This window comes from Rathayibacter sp. PhB152 (assembly GCF_003751395.1).
GTDB lineage: Bacteria > Actinomycetota > Actinomycetes > Actinomycetales > Microbacteriaceae > Rathayibacter > Rathayibacter festucae.
In genome coordinates this window covers 142073-157766 of the sequence record NZ_RJUT01000002.1, presented here as the reverse complement: position 1 = coordinate 157766, position 15694 = coordinate 142073, and the positions used below count along the sequence as shown (strand labels likewise).

Genomic DNA, 15694 nt, shown 5'->3' with positions numbered 1-15694 from the left:
CCCGTGAGTAGTGGGGTCAGTGCTCCTCGGCGACGGCCAACTGGATGTAGACCGCTGCGAGGAGAGTGAAGATGTAGGCCTGCAGCACCGCGACCAGCAGCTCGAAGAGCGTGAAGGCGCCGCCGAAGGCGAAGGTCACGACACCGAAGAGCTTGAAGCCCGGGTCGATCTGCGAGCTGAAGAGGAAGAACTGCGTGGCCGAGAAGCACAGCACCAGGAGGAGGTGCCCGACGATCATGTTCATCACGAGCCGCAGCGCGAGCGAGAGCGGACGGATGATGAACGTCTGCAGCAGCTCGATGGGCGTGAGGATGAAGTAGATCAGGAACGGGGCTCCGGGCGGGAAGAGGGCGTTCTTGAAGAAGCCCATCCCCCGGTCCTTGATGCCGGCGTAGATGAAGGTGACGTACGCGACCAGCCCGAGGAAGAGGGGCATGCCCACGACCGACGTTCCCGCGATGTTCAGGAACGGGACGATGCCGGTGAGGTTCATCGCGATGATCGCGAAGAAGATCGTCACCAGGATCGGCAGGAAGCGGCGCGCGTCCTTCTCGCCGAGGATGTCCTTCGCGATCGTCACGCGGACGAAGTCGAAGGCCATCTCCACGACGCTCTGGAAGCGGCCCGGGACGATGCGCATCTTGCGCGTCCCGAGGTAGAAGAACAGCATCAGGGCGATGACCGCGATGAAGCGGACCAGCATGACGCGGTTGATCTCGAAAGGGGTTCCCTCGAAGAGGAAACCGGGCGGGAAGAACTCGGAGATCGACGGGGTGTGGAAGTCACTCTCACCGGTCGAGGACGAGACCAACAGGGTCACAGCGTTAGCAAACAGCGCTAGCTCCTGGAATTCGGGGCGTGGCACGTGGCAGACGAACGACGTGAATCGTTCGGACGCAACGCTCTCGCGACGACGAAAGGTGGGGTATTCCGCTCGGACGGCGTTCGCACTCGGCGGTCGACATCAACGATGAGACGACCTGAGGACGGGCACACGTCGCCTGCGGGGATTGGACCCTACTGTAGCAACAGAACGGCCTGAGAGCCGAATCGTGATCCTCTCAGACGCCACTCGGGGCGCGCTCATCGGGCGATGTCGCTGACGTTCGCCATGCGCGAGCGCGAGACGACGAGCACGTCGATGACGAGCGAGCCGAGGACCGCCGCGATGATCGTGACGAACATCGCGGTGCTGTTCAGCCACGGCTGGTCGCGCAGCACGAGGGCCGCGATCACGAAGAGGACGAACTTCGCGAGCCAGGTGCCGAGCACCACGGCGAAGAAGCCGCCGATGTCCATCCGGTTGGCGACGAGGATGCTGGCGGCGGTGAGCGCCACCATGACCCCGCCGACGACGGCGCCGATCAGGGCGCCGACGGCGCCCTCCCCGCCGGCGGCGAGGAATCCGACGACCGCGCCGACGACGGCGAGAGCGAGGACGAAGACGCCGCCGACGGCGAGCGTGCGCATGAGGACGGGCACCGAGGCGGGCTGGGGGCGGGGGGCGGCCGGGGAGGCTCCGGTCATGATGCTTCTTTCCGCGCCTGGTGCGGCGCTGTCGTGTCGCGACCGAGCGGCAGGCCGATCGGCGAACGGCTCGTGTCCGTCTCGGACGCGCGGTCGAGGGGGTCGAGGACGGGGGACGCCTCCGCCGACTGCGCCGCCGCCTCGAGCCGCTTGCGGCGGCTGAGCGGGAGGAGCGTGACGACGGTGCAGGCGAGCAGTCCGATCGCGAGGAAGGCGAGCGGCACCCAGAGCACGTCGACGACGAACATCAGCAGGCAGCTGAAGGCGACGACGGCCGTCCAGGCGTAGAAGATCAGCACGGCGTGCAGGTGCGAGTGCCCCATATCGAGCAGCCGGTGGTGCAGGTGCTTGCGGTCGGCGCTGAACGGCGACTTGCCCGCGCGCAGCCGCCGGATCACCGCGAGGCCGAAGTCCATCAGCGGGACGACCAGGATCGCGAAAGGCAGGATGATCGGGATGAACGCGGGCAGCAGCTCCTTCGCCGCGAGCTGCGAGGGGTCGATCTGGCCGGTGACGGCGATGGCCGACGTCGCCATCAGCATGCCGACGAGCAGCGCTCCCCCATCGCCCATGAACATCTTCGCCGGGCGCCAGTTGATCGGCAGGAAGCCCGCGCAGGCGCCGACGAGGACGACCGCGATCAGCGAGGCGAGGTTGAAGTAGTCGGTCGGCGACGTCTGCTGCACCAGCAGGTAGCTGTAGAGGAAGAACACGCCGTTGGCGATCAGCGCGACGCCGGCGACGAGGCCGTCGAGGCCGTCGATGAAGTTCAGCGCGTTGGTCACCAGCACGATCGCCAGCACGGTGATGATCAGCGACATCCAGGGCGAGCCGACGGTGAGGCCGCCGATCGGCAGCGAGACGATCTGCACGCCCTTCCAGGCGATCAGCCCCGCGGCGATCATCTGCCCGGCGAGCTTCGTCGTCCAGTCGAGGTCCCAGATGTCGTCGGCGACGCCGATCAGGACGATCAGGAGGCTCGCGCCGAGGATCGCGAGGATCGGCTCGGGATTGGCGAACACCAGCCTGAAGTAGGGCAGCTGCGAGGCGATGCCGAAGCCGACGAGGATCCCGAGGAACATGGCGATGCCGCCCAGGCGCGGGGTCGGCCGGGTGTGCATGTCGCGCACCCGGATCGCCGGGTAGAGCCGGTACCGCAGGCTCAGCTTCCAGATGACCCACGACAGCCCGCAGGTCACGACCGCGACCGCGAGCGAGACCAGGACGAAGGTGATCATCGGCTACTCACCCGGGGTGGAGTCGGGGCGCGCGGTGCCGCTCGCCGCCGGCTCGTCCTGCACCTGAGCGCGCGACGCCCAGTCCGGTCGCGCCGTGGGAGCGGGCTGCTCCTCGGCGGCGACGGGCTCGTCGTCCTCGACGGTCGGGTCGCTGAGCTCGGTGGAGGCGTCGTAGGACGCGACCGGCGCGGGGGCCTCGGGCTCCTCGGACGTGGCGACGCCGTCGAGGAGGAGGTCGCCGACGACCTCGCGGATGCGCCCGGCCGAGACGACGCCCTGGCGGAGGATGCGCAGGGTGCCGCCCTCGAAGCTGAGCGCGGTCGCGTCGACGATGGTGGAGGACTCGCTCGCACCGACCGGCCGGTCGCTGTAGCGGCTGCCGGCGGTGCCCGCGTCGAGGTAGACGTCGACGGAGTCGCCGAGCTGGTCGAGCGCCTCCTGGGCGGTGGTGGCGGACGGGCGGCCGGTGCGGTTGGCCGAGGAGACCGCGAGCGGCCCCGTCTCGGCGAGGAGCTCGAGGGTGACCGGGTTGTCGGGCATCCGGAGGGCGACCGTGCCCCGGGTCTCGCCCAGGTCCCAGACGAGGGAGGGCTGCGCGTGCAGCACGATCGTGAGCCCACCCGGCCAGAAGGCCTTCGCCAGCTCGCGGACGGCCTCGGGCACGTTCTCCGCGAGGGCGTCGAGCGCGGCCACGTCGCCGATCAGCACGGGCGGCGGCGACTGCCGGGTGCGCCCCTTCGCGTCGAGCAGGCGCTGCACCGCCGCGGCGTCGAACGCGTTGGCCGCGATCCCGTAGACCGTGTCGGTCGGCAGGACGACGAGCTCGCCCCGGCCGATCGCGGTGCGCGCGAGACGGGTGCCGGTCAGGAGGTCCGTGTCGACGGAGCAGTCGTAGATGCGTGACATAACGCCGCAATGATACGGGACCACCGGTGGTGACCACCCGGAGGGCGCGCACCGCTCCGGCGGACGGCTCCTGTGCCGAGGGACCGCACCGAGACGGGGCCCGCTGCACGGAAGCAGGCGATCCGCGCCCCGGGACGCGCCACGCGAGGCGAGGAGGAACGGGGGCGTCCTACCGTGTCCCGGCGGCTCGCCTGCCGTCGTGATCCCCGATCGGGAGGCTCCCTCGATGGACCGGACGTCCTGCTGCGCGCCGGAGTGCCGGGTTCGCCGCCCCGGAGCTCGATGATCCACCGCGTCGCCGCACTGCTGCGCTCTCCGACAGCGCGGAACTCCTCGAACGCCGCCCTCGAACGGCTCGTCTCCCGCGGCACGAGCGCGGTCGTCGGCCTCGTCGTCGCCGTCCACGTGTCACCCGCGGAAGCAGGCGTCTACGCGATGGCGTTCCTCGTGCTCTCCCTCCTGCAGGAGATCGGCGAGAACACGGTGCGCCCGCTCGGCGTCGCGATGTGGCGGAGGGAGGGAGGCGCGCGCCGGCTCCGGCGCGCCGCGGCCGTCGTCTCCGTCGGCGGGGCGACGGCGATGGCGGTCGCGATCGGTGTGCTCTGGGCCCTGTCGGCGGCGTCCGCCGCGCAGGCCGCCGCCCTCCTGCCGTTCGTCGCCGTCGCGGCGCTCCACGGAGCGATCCTGCCCGCACTGACCAGGGCGCAGTACCACGGTCGCTGGGCCTCGATCGCGCGGGGCCAGGCCCTCGGCAGCATCGCCTCGATCGTCGTCTGCGTCCCACTCGCTCCCGTCCTCGGCATCGCGGCCGGATCCCTCCAGACCGGGGTGACCGAGGGGATGCTCCTCCTCCTGCTCTCGAGACGGGGGACGCTGCCGACTCCCGACCTGCCACGTCGGCCGATACTCAGGGACTACGTGATCCCCACCCTGCAGAGCAACGTCTTCGGCTGGTTGCAGGGCCAGTCCGAGCGGATCGTCCTCTCCGCTCTCGGTGGAGCCACGACGCTCGGTCTCTACTCGATCGCGAGTCAGATCGCGCGCGCCGTCTCGGACGCCGTCGTCCTCGGACTCACCAACGTCCTCCGCGCCCGGGTGGCCACCTCCCGGACGGACGAGGAGCGGCGCGCCGTGCTCCGCTCCGTGATGATGCAGGCAGCGGTCGGCGCCCTGGTCGTCCAGGCGACGATGGTCGCCCTGGATCTCCTCGTCCTCGGCCGCGTCCTCGACTCCTCCTGGCATCCCGCCCTGCTGATCGTGCCGATCCTCTCCATCTCCTCCGCGCCGATCGCCTGCATGTGGTGCGCCTCCTCGTTCCTGATCGTGCAGGGCCGCGCGAGCGTGCTCGTGCCGTGGCACTGGATCGGCGTCGCTCTCAGCGTCGGAGCCGGATTCGCCGTCGCCGCCGATCTGCTCGCGGGCGCGTGCGCCGCCGTCCTCCGCGACGCCGTCGCCCTCGCCGGTCGCCTGCCGCACGTCGCGCAGGACATCGGCCGCGCCGACGTCCTGCGCGTCTACGGCTGCCTCTCGGCCGGCCTGCTCATCGGCGCCGCAGGCTTCTGCGCGGCGCTCCTCCCCTACAGCTGACCACCCCTGCCCCCACCCCCGACCTCTGAGGCGACCCGCCATGACACCACCTCCCACCGGCTCGCACCGGCGTTCGCTCGCGCGGTCTCCACGACGACTGCCGCCACCGCCCGGTCAGCCGGAGTCCCCGCGCCCGGGCAGAGCGCCCGCGCAGCGCTCGAACGCCGTCTGGCTTCCCGCCCTCGCGGTCCTCCTGCTCGGCGCCGCGGTGGTCGCCGTCGTCACCGGCGAGCTCCGGATCCCGGCGCTCGCCGCCGCGGCGGCCTGCGTGCTGATCGTCGCCCGCCTGCTCCCGCCGGCCGCCGCCCTGACGCTCGTCCTCGCCCTCTACGCGGTCGTCCCGTTCGACTACCTGGCACTGCCCGCGCCGTTCCCGATCCTCAGTCCGATCATCGTCTTCGCGGCACTCCTGGCGATCGCCACCGGAGCTCCACCACCGCCCTGGCTCCGCAGGACCCGGCTGGTGGCGCCGATCGCGTTCACGGTCTACGCACTGGTGATCCCCGTCCTCCGGCCGCAGGGGCAGATCGAGACGATCGCCTCCTGGACGGTCGTCGTCGTCATCGCGCTGATCGCCCTTCCACTGTGGATGAGCGACCCCTCGGTCTTCCGGCCGCTGACCACCGCCCTCCTCCTCGTGTCGGTCGTCCTCGCGATCGTCGGGACGGTCGAGTTCACGACGCGGTCGAACCTGTACGCCGAGATCTTCGCCTCCGCTCCGTTCCCGCTCACGCAGAAGTGGAGCGTGTACCGGATCCTGACGACGCTCGGGCACCCCCTGGTGAACGGCACCTTCTTCGCCTCGGTCGGGTCCCTCGCGTTCGGGCTGTTCCTCAAGGGCAGACGGCCGGGTGCCCTCCTCGGCTTCGCGGCCTGCTGCGCAGGCGTGCTGCTCTCCGGATCACGCAGCGCCGTGATCGCGATCGCGGTCGGCGTCCTGGTGGCGGGCGGCGTGACCGTCGTCCGCCTCACGGGCAACCGGCTCGTCCGACTGATCCTCGCGTTCGCCCCTCTCCTCGTGATCGTGTCGACCGTGGGTGCGCAGGCCCTCGACCCCCGCTCCGAGACGGAGGAGGGCGCCCGGTCCGCGGACGTCCGCGACCTGGTCCTCCGGATCGGTCTGAAGGTGCTGCCGACGGAGTCGGGCGTCTTCGGCTCCGGCGGAGGACTGTCGGGCGTCGTCTTCGCGCAGAACGGCGGGGGGAACTACGTCCTCGAGAGCAGCCTGTGGCAAACGGTCTTCAGCTACGGGCTCATCGGCACGACGCTCCTGCTGGCCCACCTCCTGATCGTCCTGATCTGCTCGATCGCCCGGGGTGCCGTGGCCGGTCCCGCGATGCTGGTCGCCTACCTGGTGGCGGCGTCGGCCTTCAACCTCCTCGAGTCGGCGCCGGCCTCTCTGATCATCCCGGCGCTCGCCCTCCTGCTGACCATCGCGGAGGCCCGGTCGGAACCGGCACCGCCGCGCGCACTCCCACCCGTCCCTCCGCGCCGCGTCCGCCCCGGCGAGCGCTCCGCACGGAGCACGGACCCTCACGGCGCCAGCGGCGCAGGACGGGCGCGCCGGAGCAGCCGGACCGGCGACAAGCCGGGTCGTTCCGGCCGCGCCGCGCCAAGAGCCCCGGAGTCCGCGCCGCACGCCGCAGTGCCGGCGAGCGTCTTGGTAGCGTCCCGCGAGCCGCTGGACATCCCGCCCCCGGCGGACACCGAGGAGTGCTGATGACATCGACGCGGCGCTGGCTGGTCGCCACCACGGAGTACGCGGGGCTGACGCCCTACACCGGCGGAATCGGGCGCGGCTTCGCCTCGCTGCTGCCGGCACTGGTGAGGGCGGGCGTCGAGGTCGACCTCGTCGTCCTCTGCTGCGACCCGCCTCTCGACGGCTTCGATCCCGAGGGCGTGCGGATCCTCGAGTACGTCCGTCTGCGCCGTCGGCCCGCCATCGGCCGGCTCCTGCAGCGGGCGCTCCACCTGCGCGCGCTCGTCCGCCGCACCCGCTACGACGCGATCTTCCTCGCCGAGTGGGAGGGCCTGGGCGCGCTGCTCCCGCGGCACGCCCCGCTCGTGACGAACCTCGCGTCCGGCTACCGCATCGCGGACTGGATCGCGGGCGGGTCGGCGAGAGGGCGCCCCCTCCGCACGCGCCTCCTGATCGGGCTCCAGAAACGCCTCGAGACCCGCCAGATGAGACGGTCGCGCGGACTCGTCCCGATCTCCCGCGCGGTCCGGGACTGGTACTCGACGCGGATCCCCGAGCTTCCGCCCTCGATCGTCGTCCGCAACTGCATCGACGTTCCGATGGTGCAGCAGAGTGCGCGGTCCGGCGACCTCCCGGACGGCTGGCCGCCGGGCCCGGGTCCCGTGGTGCTCTTCCTCAGCCGCATCGAGCGGCGCAAGGGCGTCGAGACCGCGATGCACGCCTTCGAGGCACTGGCCCGGACCCGTCCGGACGTCTCCTTCGTCTTCGCGGGAGCCTTCTGCTTCCTCGAGCCGACGGAGGCCGAGCTCCTCGGCACGGTCGCCGACGAGCACCGCGACAGGTTCACGTTCCTCGGCCACGTCGGTGGTGACGAGGTGTTCGCCGCGATCAGGGCCGCCACCGTGGTGACCTGTCCCTCGCGCTGGGAGGGCTTCGGGAACGCGGCGCTCGAGGTCAAGGCGGTGGGAACCCCGCTCGTCGCCACCACCGGCAGCGGCTTCGACGACTTCTGCGAGGACGGCGTGGATGCGCTGATGGTGCCTCGGGACGACCGCTCGGCGCTCAGCGAGGCGATCGGACGACTGCTCGACGAGCCGGAGCTCAGGCAGCGCCTCATCGATCGCGCTGCGCGCGGGATCCACGCCTTCACCGCGGACGCGGTGGCACCGGACCTGCTCGCGGCCGCCCAGCAGCTGCTCGAGGGCGACGGCCGGGCGATCGGCGGGGCGAGCGCCTCGAACGGGCACCGATGACCCGCCCGAGCACGGCGCGTCCCCGCTCGGTCACGATCGGCGTCCCGGTCCACGGGGTCTCCGCGTACGTCGAGTGCTGCCTCTCCTCGCTGTGGGCGCTCGCGCTGCCGACCGGATGCGCGGTGGAGGTGATCATCGTGGACGACGCGAGCCCCGACGACTCGATGGTGAAGGTCCGCGCGTCGATCGCGGACGCGCCTTCGTCGTTCTCGGTGCTGGTGGTGACGCACGAGTCGAATCTCGGGCTCGCCGAGGTGCGGAACACGATCCTCGAGCGCGCCTCCGGAGACGCCGTCTGGTTCGTCGACTCCGACGACCACGTCCATCGGGACATGCTCGCCGCGATGGTCGACGCGATGTCCGGTGAGGTGGACGTCGTCGTCACCAATCTCGTCGCCGTCGGCGAGTCGGGCGAGCGGCTCGCCGTCGGTGCGATGCCGTACACCGGGGACCGCCTCTGGACGGGATGCGACGCCGCGGTCGAGCTCTTCGAGTTCCGGCTCTGGGCCTTCCTCTGGAACAAGCTCGTCCGACGCGAGCTCTACGACGGCCTCCGCTTCCCCGGCTCCCGCTCCTACGAGGACACGGCGCTGATGGCCGTCCTGCTCGCGCGTGCGCGCACGGTCTCCTTCGTCGATCGCGAGCTCTACGTCTACTCCGTCCGCCCCGGCGCGATCACCGACGGCCTGCGGGTCGACCTCCTGGACCTCTCGAGGAACGTCCGTCACGCCGTGCGCCTGCTCGAGGCGGACTTCCCCCGACTCGCCGCGCACCCCTCGGTCAGCTCCTACACGGCGCGGGTCGCCCACCTGTCGGCGCTGCACCACGTCGCCGAGCACCCCTCCGCCGGCGACGTCGGCCGCACGATCGAGCGGGAAGTCTCGGCCGACGTCCGAGCGAGCGACGTCCTCCGCACCGCCCGCGACGGGCACCTCGCCGTCGCGGGCGCACTCGCCCTCATCGCCGTGTCGCCGAGCACCTACGTCGGTCTGCGCCGCCGGTCGACGATGACGTGCATCCTGCGCCACCTGCGCCGATTCCGGCGCGTCTGACGCGGTCCGAGCGGTGCTGCGCGCCAGTCCCCCGACGAACACGTCCCTCCGGGTCGACGCTCGGTCCCGCGCGAATAGCGTCCCCGCCATGCCAAGATCCCTCGCCGTCCTCGGCACGCGCGGCTACCCCAGCTACTACGGCGGCTTCGAGACTGCGGTCCGCCGGCTCGCCCCCCACCTCGTCGACGCGGGCTGGGACGTCACCGTCTACGGGCGCCCAGGAGCGACCGTCGACGACGCCGAGGGACGGGACCCGCGCGTCCGCACCGTGGTCACCTCCGGCTGGGACTCCCGGTCGCTGAGCACGCTGAGTCACGGGCTGAGCGCGACCCGCGACGCGGTGCGACGCGCCCCCGACGTCGCACTCGTCATGAACGCCGCGAACGGCCTCTTCCTCCCGCTGCTCGAGCGAGCCGGCATCCCCACCCTCGTCAACGTGGACGGCATGGAGTGGGAGCGGGAGAAGTGGGGGCCTCTCGCGCGATCCGTCTTCCGGAGGGGCGCGCGGATGACCGCGGCGCACGCCACCGAGCTCGCCTTCGACTCGCACGAGATCGCCCGGCGCTGGGGCGCCGACTTCCAGCGCGACGGCGTCTTCCTGCCGTACGGCGGCGACGTCCCGCCGGCCCTGCCCGTCGAGCCCGGGCTCCGGCACCGGTCGTACGCCCTCCTCGTCTCGCGGTTCGTTCCCGAGAACACCGTCGAGGAGTTCTTCGCCGCCGCTCCCGCGATCGCGCGCACCCACGACGTCGTCATCGTCGGCTCCACCGGCTGCGGCGGCGCGCTGGATCAGCGGGCGGCTCGTCTGGCGGCGTCCCACGAGCGCATCCACCACCTCGGTCACCTCCGCGACGACGCCCGGCTCTTCTCGCTCTGGCAGCACGCCGGCGCCTACTTCCACGGTCACAGCGTCGGCGGCACCAACCCCGCGCTGGTCCAGGCCATGGCCTGCGGCGCTCCGACGGTCGCTCGCGACACCGTCTACAACCGGGAGGTGCTCGGGGAGGGCGGCGTGTTCGTCGCACCGGACGCCCCGTCGATCGCCGCGGCGGTCCGGCGGATGCTCCTCTCCCCCGACGAGCAGTGCGCCGCGAGCGACGCGGCCCGCGAGCGCGCCCGCGAGCACTACACCTGGAACGCCGTCTGCACCGCCTACGAGGAGACCCTCGCAGGGCTGGTGGACGGCGCCTCGGCACGGTCGCCACATCCGCGCGCCCACCGCCGCCCGCTGGTGAGCCGGTGAGCGGGTCCGCCGGCCGGCGACGCCGTCCCCGCCTTCCGGCCGCGGCGTCCTGCCCGCGGACGATCCTGTTCCTCCATCCCTCCGACGAGACCTACGGCGCCGATCGGGTCCTCCTCGAGGCGCTGCGAGCGGTCCCCGAGGACGTGACGGCCGAGGTCTGGCTCCCGGACGACCTGGACTACCCCGCTCGCCCCCTCACCCGCCTGCTCGAGGAACGCGGTGTCACCGTGCGCCGCATGCCGCTGCCCGTGCTCCGGCGCGCCTACCTCCGCCCGCGCCACCTGCTCTCCTTCCTGCGGCGGATCAGGGCGACCGGCCGGGCGATCCGCGAGCTCGGTCCGGCGCTCGTCTACGTGAACACCGCCGCGCTCGCGCTCGTGCTGCCCGTCGCCCGCCTCCTCGGTGCACCGACCCTCCTGCATCTGCACGAGCACAGTCGAGGGATCGAGCGGTGGGTCCTCTGCCTGCTGTTCCGCTCGGCGGACCGCCTCGTCGTCGTGAGCCGAGCGGTCGCGGACACGCTGACCGCCTCGAACCGGAGACGGTCGACCGTCGTCCACAACGGATTCGAGAGCGCGCCGCCGGTCCCGCTCCCGCAGGGAGACGAACTCGTCTTCGTCCTGGCGAGCCGGTGGAACGCGTGGAAGGGCCACGAGCACTTCCTCCGGGTGTGGAGTCGCCTCGAGCGCCGGGACGTGCGGCTGATCGTCCTCGGCGGGCCTCCGGTCTGCGGGACCGGAGTGGACGTCCCCGGCATCGTGGCGGGCATGCGGAACGGCGAGTCCGTCGAGGTGCGCGGCGAGTGCGAGGACGTGCGGCGAGTGCTCGACGCGGCTCACGTCGTCGTCGTGCCGAGCACGTCGCCGGATCCCCTGCCGACGATCGCCCTGGAGGCCGCCGCAGCCGGACGAGCAGCCCTCGTCAGCCGCTCCGGCGGGCTCCCCGAGATCGTGCTGGACGGAGTGACCGGACGCACTCTCGCTCCCGGCGCGGTGGAGGAGTGGGTCGCGGTCCTCGAGGGGCTGGATCGGGCTGCCGTCGAGTCGTTCGGCAGGGCCGCGCACGAGCACTCCAAGGCGGCGTTCTCGCGGACCGAGTTCGTGCGCCGCATCGGCGAGGAGCTCCGGGCGATGCTGCGATGACGCGGCCGAGACGTGCACTCGTCGTCGCGAGCCCGTACTCCGAGGGGGCGGCCAGGGCCCTGATCGCCGGCGCCGCGTCCCGCGGGGCTCTGGCCGCGGAGATCCTCCCGCGGACGAGGCTGGTCGCTCTCGCCGCGTCGCTCCCCCTCCCGTCCGCTGCAGCCCGCACGACCTTCGGGCGGCGGATGCGCGTCCTCCGGGACGGCTACGCCGCCTCCCGTCCCCACCGGGTCGAGCGGGTGTCGCATCTGGCCGAGATGGTGCTCCGCGCGGGTCTCCGGCTGCCCTGTCCCGGTCTCGCGCTGCGGGCGTCCTACCTCTCCAAGGTCCTCTTCGACCGGGCGGCGGCGGCTGTCGAGCTCCCCGAGGGCGCGGTCGTGCTGGGCTTCCCGGGCGCCTGCCTCGCGCTCTTCCGCGCCCACCCCGACGCCCGGCGGGTCCTCCACGCCGTCGACGCGCATCCGCGAGCGCACAACGGCGAGCTCCTCCGGCACTTCTCCCGCCGCCGGACCTGGGACGAGCGCTACCCCGGGCGACTCGTGCGCCGGATCGAGAAGGAGCTCAGGCTCGCCGACATCGTCCTCACCCCCTCGGCGCTCGTCTCGGAGCAGATGGCCCGGTACGGCGTCGATCGCGCGAAGATCGTGCAGATCCCCTACGGCGTGAGCCTGACGGGCTTCACCCCGGACGGACCGTCCGTCGATCGGGACCCCGAGCGGCGACGACTCGTCTGCGCGGCCCACCTCTCGCATCGCAAAGGGATCCCCCAGCTCCTGGACGCCGTTCGAGGGCTGCCGGTCGACCTCGTCCTGGCCGGCGGGGTCTTCGATCGGCGCCTCCTGCGCGGTGCCCCGCCGAACGTGATCGTCACCGGCCCGCTCTCCGCGGAGGAGCTCGCGCGGGAGTTCCGGGCCGCCGACGCCTTCGTCCTCCCGACGCTGGAGGACGCCTGCTCCCTGGTCGTCGCCGAAGCCGCGGCCTCCGGGCTCCCGGTCATCACGACCGACGCCAACGGCGCCTCCGCCCTTCTCGACCCGCTGCACAGCACGGTCCTGCCCGCGGGAGACGTCCGGGGGCTCCGAGACGTGCTCGGCCGGGTGCAGCCGCTCGATCGGGCGACCCGGCTGGCGATCGCGGACTCGGCGCGCGCCGCGGCGACGTCGATCACCGACTGGACCACCTACGCGGAGCGGGTGCTCGACGTCGTCCTCGCCGAAGAGGGGAGACAGGGGACGGACGCTCGGGCGGGCAGCGGTCCGCGACGCGAGCGGAACTGAGAGAATCTCCCCCAATAGCGAGCGCACCTCATTTTCTCGTGTACGGTGCTGTTCCTGTCCTCCTCGCTCGAGGCGGCGCCGCTTCCGGCGCCCGCCTCCCGCTCCCGCCCCTCATCGAAGAAGAGACCACCGCCATGCTCCGACGCCTCGACGGCACCGAACCCCGGGTCATCGCCGTGATCGTGACCACCGGAAAGCGCACGACGACACTCGCCCGCGTCGTCGAGGCGGCTCTGCAGGCCGGCGCCGACTCGGTGCACGTCGTCTTCAGCGGCAACGGCGGCCAGGAGCGCGTGCTGCGCGGACTGCTCCCGGCGGGCGTCGACGCCCGAGTGAGCTCCACGGTCCTTCCGAACGATCTCGGCACCGCCGGCGGCTTCCGGGCCGCGATCGAGCACTGTCGCACGCAGGAGCTGGACTACGCCTGGCTCCTCGAGGACGACACCGCGCCGCGGCCGGACGCGCTCGCCGTGCTGCTGGCCTCTCCCCTGGCGCTCGATCCGCGGGCCTGCCACGCGAGTCTGCGCGAGACCGACTTCTACCAGTCCCAGCTCGTCACGGGTCGGCCCACCGCCGAGGTGTTCCCGAGCCCCGGCCGGTTCCTGGACACCGACGTGCGCCGGCTGCTGAAGCGCGGAGCCGGAGGCCGGTGCGGGGCGCGGCCGCAGGACCCGATCGTGGTCCCGATCGCACCCTACGGCGGCCTGCTGATCTCTCGCGCCGCGCTCGTCGAGGTGGAACCGCCGCGTCAGGAGTTCGTGCTCCAGGGCGACGACCGGGAGTGGACGCGGCGGATCACGCAGGCCGGCTTCACGATCACTCTCCACCCCCTCAGCCGGATCGACGATCTCGACCGGTGCCGGAGCGCGGCCGAGCGCGCGTCGGCGACCGACGTGCTCCTGCACTCCTCGAACTCCCGCGAGCTCTATCTCGCCGTCCGGAACCGGACCGCCCTCGACCTCGAGCTGGCCCGGACGGAGGGGCGCCGCGGCGGCAGCGTCTTCGCTCTGAACCGCGGAATCTACTGCGCCGCGCTGGCGGCCCGGGGCCTGCGATGGGGCCGGACCGCGACGACCCGCACGATCCTCCGCGGCGTCGTCGCGGGCAGCCGAGGGCGCTTCCTCTCCGTGCGCTGAGTCGTCGCCGGACCTCCGGGCCGGGCCGTCGATCCCCCGGGTGGGCCGTCGGCTCCTCGGGCCGGATCGCCGGGTCCGGGGTCAGGCCGCCAGGAGGCCGAGCTCGACGAGCTCGTCGAGGAGCTGCTCGATCTCCGCCCGACGGCCGTCGTCGAGCACGTCGCCGAGATCGTCCGCGGCGCGCACCACCGCGGCGGCCCCTGCCCGCGAGCGCGCGTCCTGAGCGGAGAACCGCTCCCAGAGCAGCCGAGCAGACCCCTGCAGCACGACCGGCTGCGCGCTCGCGGAGGCACCGAGGGGCAGGAGGTAGAGGCCGTGCGGGGTCGCCATCGCCGCCACGCGGGCCCCCGTCGCGGACGGCCGGCCGGACGTCCGCGCGGCGTCCACGACCGACCCTGCCGCCGGAGATGTCCGCTCGATGCCGGACGTCGGCGCGGGAGCTCCGCCGACGGGAGTGGTCCTCCCGGGCGCGAGTCGCGGAGCAGCGATCGGGTCGGCGCCCCCCGGAGAGGCACGGCGCACGGCCACGAGGTCCTGGATCGCGGGCAGGAGCGCACGCGTCGCGGCGATGAAGCGCCGGGCACGGATCGCCAGGCGGGCGGAGGCGGTCGGCGGGAGCAGCGGGTGGTCGATCACGAGGTCCCGGCCGGTGGGGTGGAGCGCTCGCCGGAGCACGACGAGACGCTCCGCGAGTGTCGGCGCCTGGACGATCGCCAGCAGCCAGTCGGCCGTCCTGCTCGGCCGGCGCGTGCGCAGCCGCCAGAGCGCGTACTGGCGACTCGGCCGGGCGGGCAGTGCGACGGTCCTGCCGATCCGCGCGAGGAAGGGGGCGATCGGCTCCAGGCAGCCGAGCTCCGCGGCTCGAGCGACCACCGCCTCCTCCCGGCTCTGTGCCGCCACGACTGCGACGAGCTCCTCGAACTCCTCCTCGCTGCGCTGCTGATACGGCGAGCGCAGGCTGTGCAGGGCGGAGACCACGACGGACGTGTCGAAGCCGATCGCCCGCACCGGAACGCCGGCGACGACGATCTCGCAGCGGGTCCGCCAGAGCACCTCGAAGGCGAGCTGCGGATCGACGAAGAAGCCGGGCCAGCTGGTGTGCACGTCGATGTCGCAGGGCCAGGAGGGGTGGAGGAGGGTGATCGAGTGGGTCACGAACGCCCGGTGCGCGGCGGATCCCGGCCGGACCGACCAGCCGCGCTCTCCGAGCAGGGTGAGGAGCCGGTCCGCGTCGCCCGGGGCGACGAGGACGTCCGCGTCGCTGGAGGGATGAGGACGGCGGATCCGGTGCGCGTCGGCGATCGGGCCCTTCAGGAACAGGGTGCGGATCCCCGCGCCGCGGGCGAGGTCGTCCACCAGAGCGTGGACCAGGCCGACGGCGGCGGCGAGTGGGAGGTCGACGACGGGTCGCATGGTGACTACTGCCCCTCTCACTCGGTGGCACGAATCCGCACCGCAGAACACCGTAGGAGCCGTTGGTAGGAGAACTTCGCCTCGGCGCATTAAGCGGTCAATTGTGGTCGCGGAACATCACCCGGACGGGGGGAAACCACCTTCTCGAGAGCGTGCGGGACCGTCCGACTGCCCGCCCGGCGTGCGGTAACGTCCCAAAGGGAAGCCCCTGTCCCCCCTTT

Annotated in this window: 13 protein-coding genes; 8 read left to right on the top strand and 5 right to left on the bottom strand. The window is 72.4% G+C overall.

Annotation, left to right across the window (positions count from 1 at the left end; translation table 11 throughout):
* Positions 1-16: 16 nt before the first annotated feature.
* The 4 genes from atpB to EDF36_RS04155 form a co-directional block, all read right to left on the bottom strand.
* A complete protein-coding gene (gene atpB / locus EDF36_RS04170; RefSeq protein WP_123445503.1) occupies positions 17-820 on the bottom strand; it encodes a F0F1 ATP synthase subunit A in 804 nt (267 codons plus the stop codon).
* A 263-nt stretch (positions 821-1083) separates the two neighbouring features.
* On the bottom strand, positions 1084-1527 hold the full coding sequence (locus EDF36_RS21135; protein ID WP_185020363.1) for a hypothetical protein: 444 nt from the start codon (positions 1525-1527) through the stop codon (positions 1084-1086).
* The gene (locus tag EDF36_RS04160; protein WP_123702899.1) at positions 1524-2765 is read right to left on the bottom strand and encodes an MraY family glycosyltransferase; all 1242 of its coding nucleotides are present in this window, start codon (positions 2763-2765) and stop codon (positions 1524-1526) included. The genes EDF36_RS21135 and EDF36_RS04160 overlap by 4 nt, the downstream gene beginning before the upstream one ends.
* A gap of 3 nt (positions 2766-2768) precedes the next feature.
* Positions 2769-3671, bottom strand: a complete 903-nt coding sequence (locus tag EDF36_RS04155) for an L-threonylcarbamoyladenylate synthase (RefSeq protein WP_123732035.1) — start codon at positions 3669-3671, stop codon at positions 2769-2771.
* A 282-nt stretch (positions 3672-3953) separates the two neighbouring features.
* Here EDF36_RS04155 and EDF36_RS04150 point away from each other — a divergent pair, with 282 nt between their 5' ends.
* The 8 genes from EDF36_RS04150 (at position 3954) to EDF36_RS04115 (ending at position 14060) form a co-directional block, all read left to right on the top strand.
* Complete coding sequence (locus EDF36_RS04150) at positions 3954-5258, top strand: oligosaccharide flippase family protein (RefSeq protein WP_123732034.1); 1305 nt, start codon at positions 3954-3956, stop codon at positions 5256-5258.
* A gap of 40 nt (positions 5259-5298) precedes the next feature.
* Positions 5299-6978 (top strand): O-antigen ligase, encoded by a 1680-nt coding sequence (locus EDF36_RS04145; RefSeq protein WP_148059968.1) that lies wholly within the window; start codon positions 5299-5301, stop codon positions 6976-6978.
* Positions 6978-8210: a glycosyltransferase family 4 protein gene (locus tag EDF36_RS04140; RefSeq protein WP_123732032.1), complete on the top strand. Its 1233-nt coding sequence runs from the start codon at positions 6978-6980 to the stop codon at positions 8208-8210. Before EDF36_RS04145 ends, EDF36_RS04140 begins: the two co-directional genes overlap by 1 nt.
* Positions 8207-9262 carry a glycosyltransferase family 2 protein gene (locus EDF36_RS04135; RefSeq protein ID WP_123732031.1) on the top strand — a complete coding sequence of 352 codons (1056 nt, stop codon included), beginning with the start codon at positions 8207-8209 and terminating at the stop codon, positions 9260-9262. The genes EDF36_RS04140 and EDF36_RS04135 overlap by 4 nt, the downstream gene beginning before the upstream one ends.
* Before the next feature lie 88 nt (positions 9263-9350).
* A complete protein-coding gene (locus tag EDF36_RS04130; RefSeq protein WP_123732030.1) occupies positions 9351-10505 on the top strand; it encodes a glycosyltransferase in 1155 nt (384 codons plus the stop codon).
* Complete coding sequence (locus EDF36_RS04125; protein ID WP_123732029.1) at positions 10502-11647, top strand: glycosyltransferase family 4 protein; 1146 nt, start codon at positions 10502-10504, stop codon at positions 11645-11647. Before EDF36_RS04130 ends, EDF36_RS04125 begins: the two co-directional genes overlap by 4 nt.
* Entirely contained in the window at positions 11644-12924 is a 1281-nt protein-coding gene (locus EDF36_RS04120; RefSeq protein WP_123732028.1) for a glycosyltransferase family 4 protein, read from the top strand. Before EDF36_RS04125 ends, EDF36_RS04120 begins: the two co-directional genes overlap by 4 nt.
* A gap of 134 nt (positions 12925-13058) precedes the next feature.
* The gene (locus tag EDF36_RS04115; protein WP_123732027.1) at positions 13059-14060 is read left to right on the top strand and encodes a glycosyltransferase; all 1002 of its coding nucleotides are present in this window, start codon (positions 13059-13061) and stop codon (positions 14058-14060) included.
* Between the two features lie 81 nt (positions 14061-14141).
* On the opposite strand, the gene EDF36_RS04110 is transcribed toward EDF36_RS04115, so the two are convergent.
* Entirely contained in the window at positions 14142-15473 is a 1332-nt protein-coding gene (locus tag EDF36_RS04110; RefSeq protein WP_185020362.1) for a nucleotidyltransferase family protein, read from the bottom strand.
* Positions 15474-15694: the final 221 nt, after the last annotated feature.

Bases quoted from the DNA above. Each gene is read 5' to 3' on its own strand.
- EDF36_RS21135 (WP_185020363.1), bottom strand. From the start codon at position 1,527: ATGACCGGAGCCTCCCCGGCCGCCCCCCGCCCCCAGCCCGCCTCGGTG.
- EDF36_RS04160 (WP_123702899.1), bottom strand. From the start codon at position 2,765: ATGATCACCTTCGTCCTGGTCTCGCTCGCGGTCGCGGTCGTGACCTGC.
- EDF36_RS04155 (WP_123732035.1), bottom strand. From the start codon at position 3,671: ATGTCACGCATCTACGACTGCTCCGTCGACACGGACCTCCTGACCGGC.
- EDF36_RS04150 (WP_123732034.1), top strand. From the start codon at position 3,954: ATGATCCACCGCGTCGCCGCACTGCTGCGCTCTCCGACAGCGCGGAAC.
- EDF36_RS04145 (WP_148059968.1), top strand. From the start codon at position 5,299: ATGACACCACCTCCCACCGGCTCGCACCGGCGTTCGCTCGCGCGGTCT.
- EDF36_RS04140 (WP_123732032.1), top strand. From the start codon at position 6,978: ATGACATCGACGCGGCGCTGGCTGGTCGCCACCACGGAGTACGCGGGG.
- EDF36_RS04135 (WP_123732031.1), top strand. From the start codon at position 8,207: ATGACCCGCCCGAGCACGGCGCGTCCCCGCTCGGTCACGATCGGCGTC.
- EDF36_RS04130 (WP_123732030.1), top strand. From the start codon at position 9,351: ATGCCAAGATCCCTCGCCGTCCTCGGCACGCGCGGCTACCCCAGCTAC.
- EDF36_RS04120 (WP_123732028.1), top strand. From the start codon at position 11,644: ATGACGCGGCCGAGACGTGCACTCGTCGTCGCGAGCCCGTACTCCGAG.
- EDF36_RS04115 (WP_123732027.1), top strand. From the start codon at position 13,059: ATGCTCCGACGCCTCGACGGCACCGAACCCCGGGTCATCGCCGTGATC.
- EDF36_RS04110 (WP_185020362.1), bottom strand. From the start codon at position 15,473: ATGCGACCCGTCGTCGACCTCCCACTCGCCGCCGCCGTCGGCCTGGTC.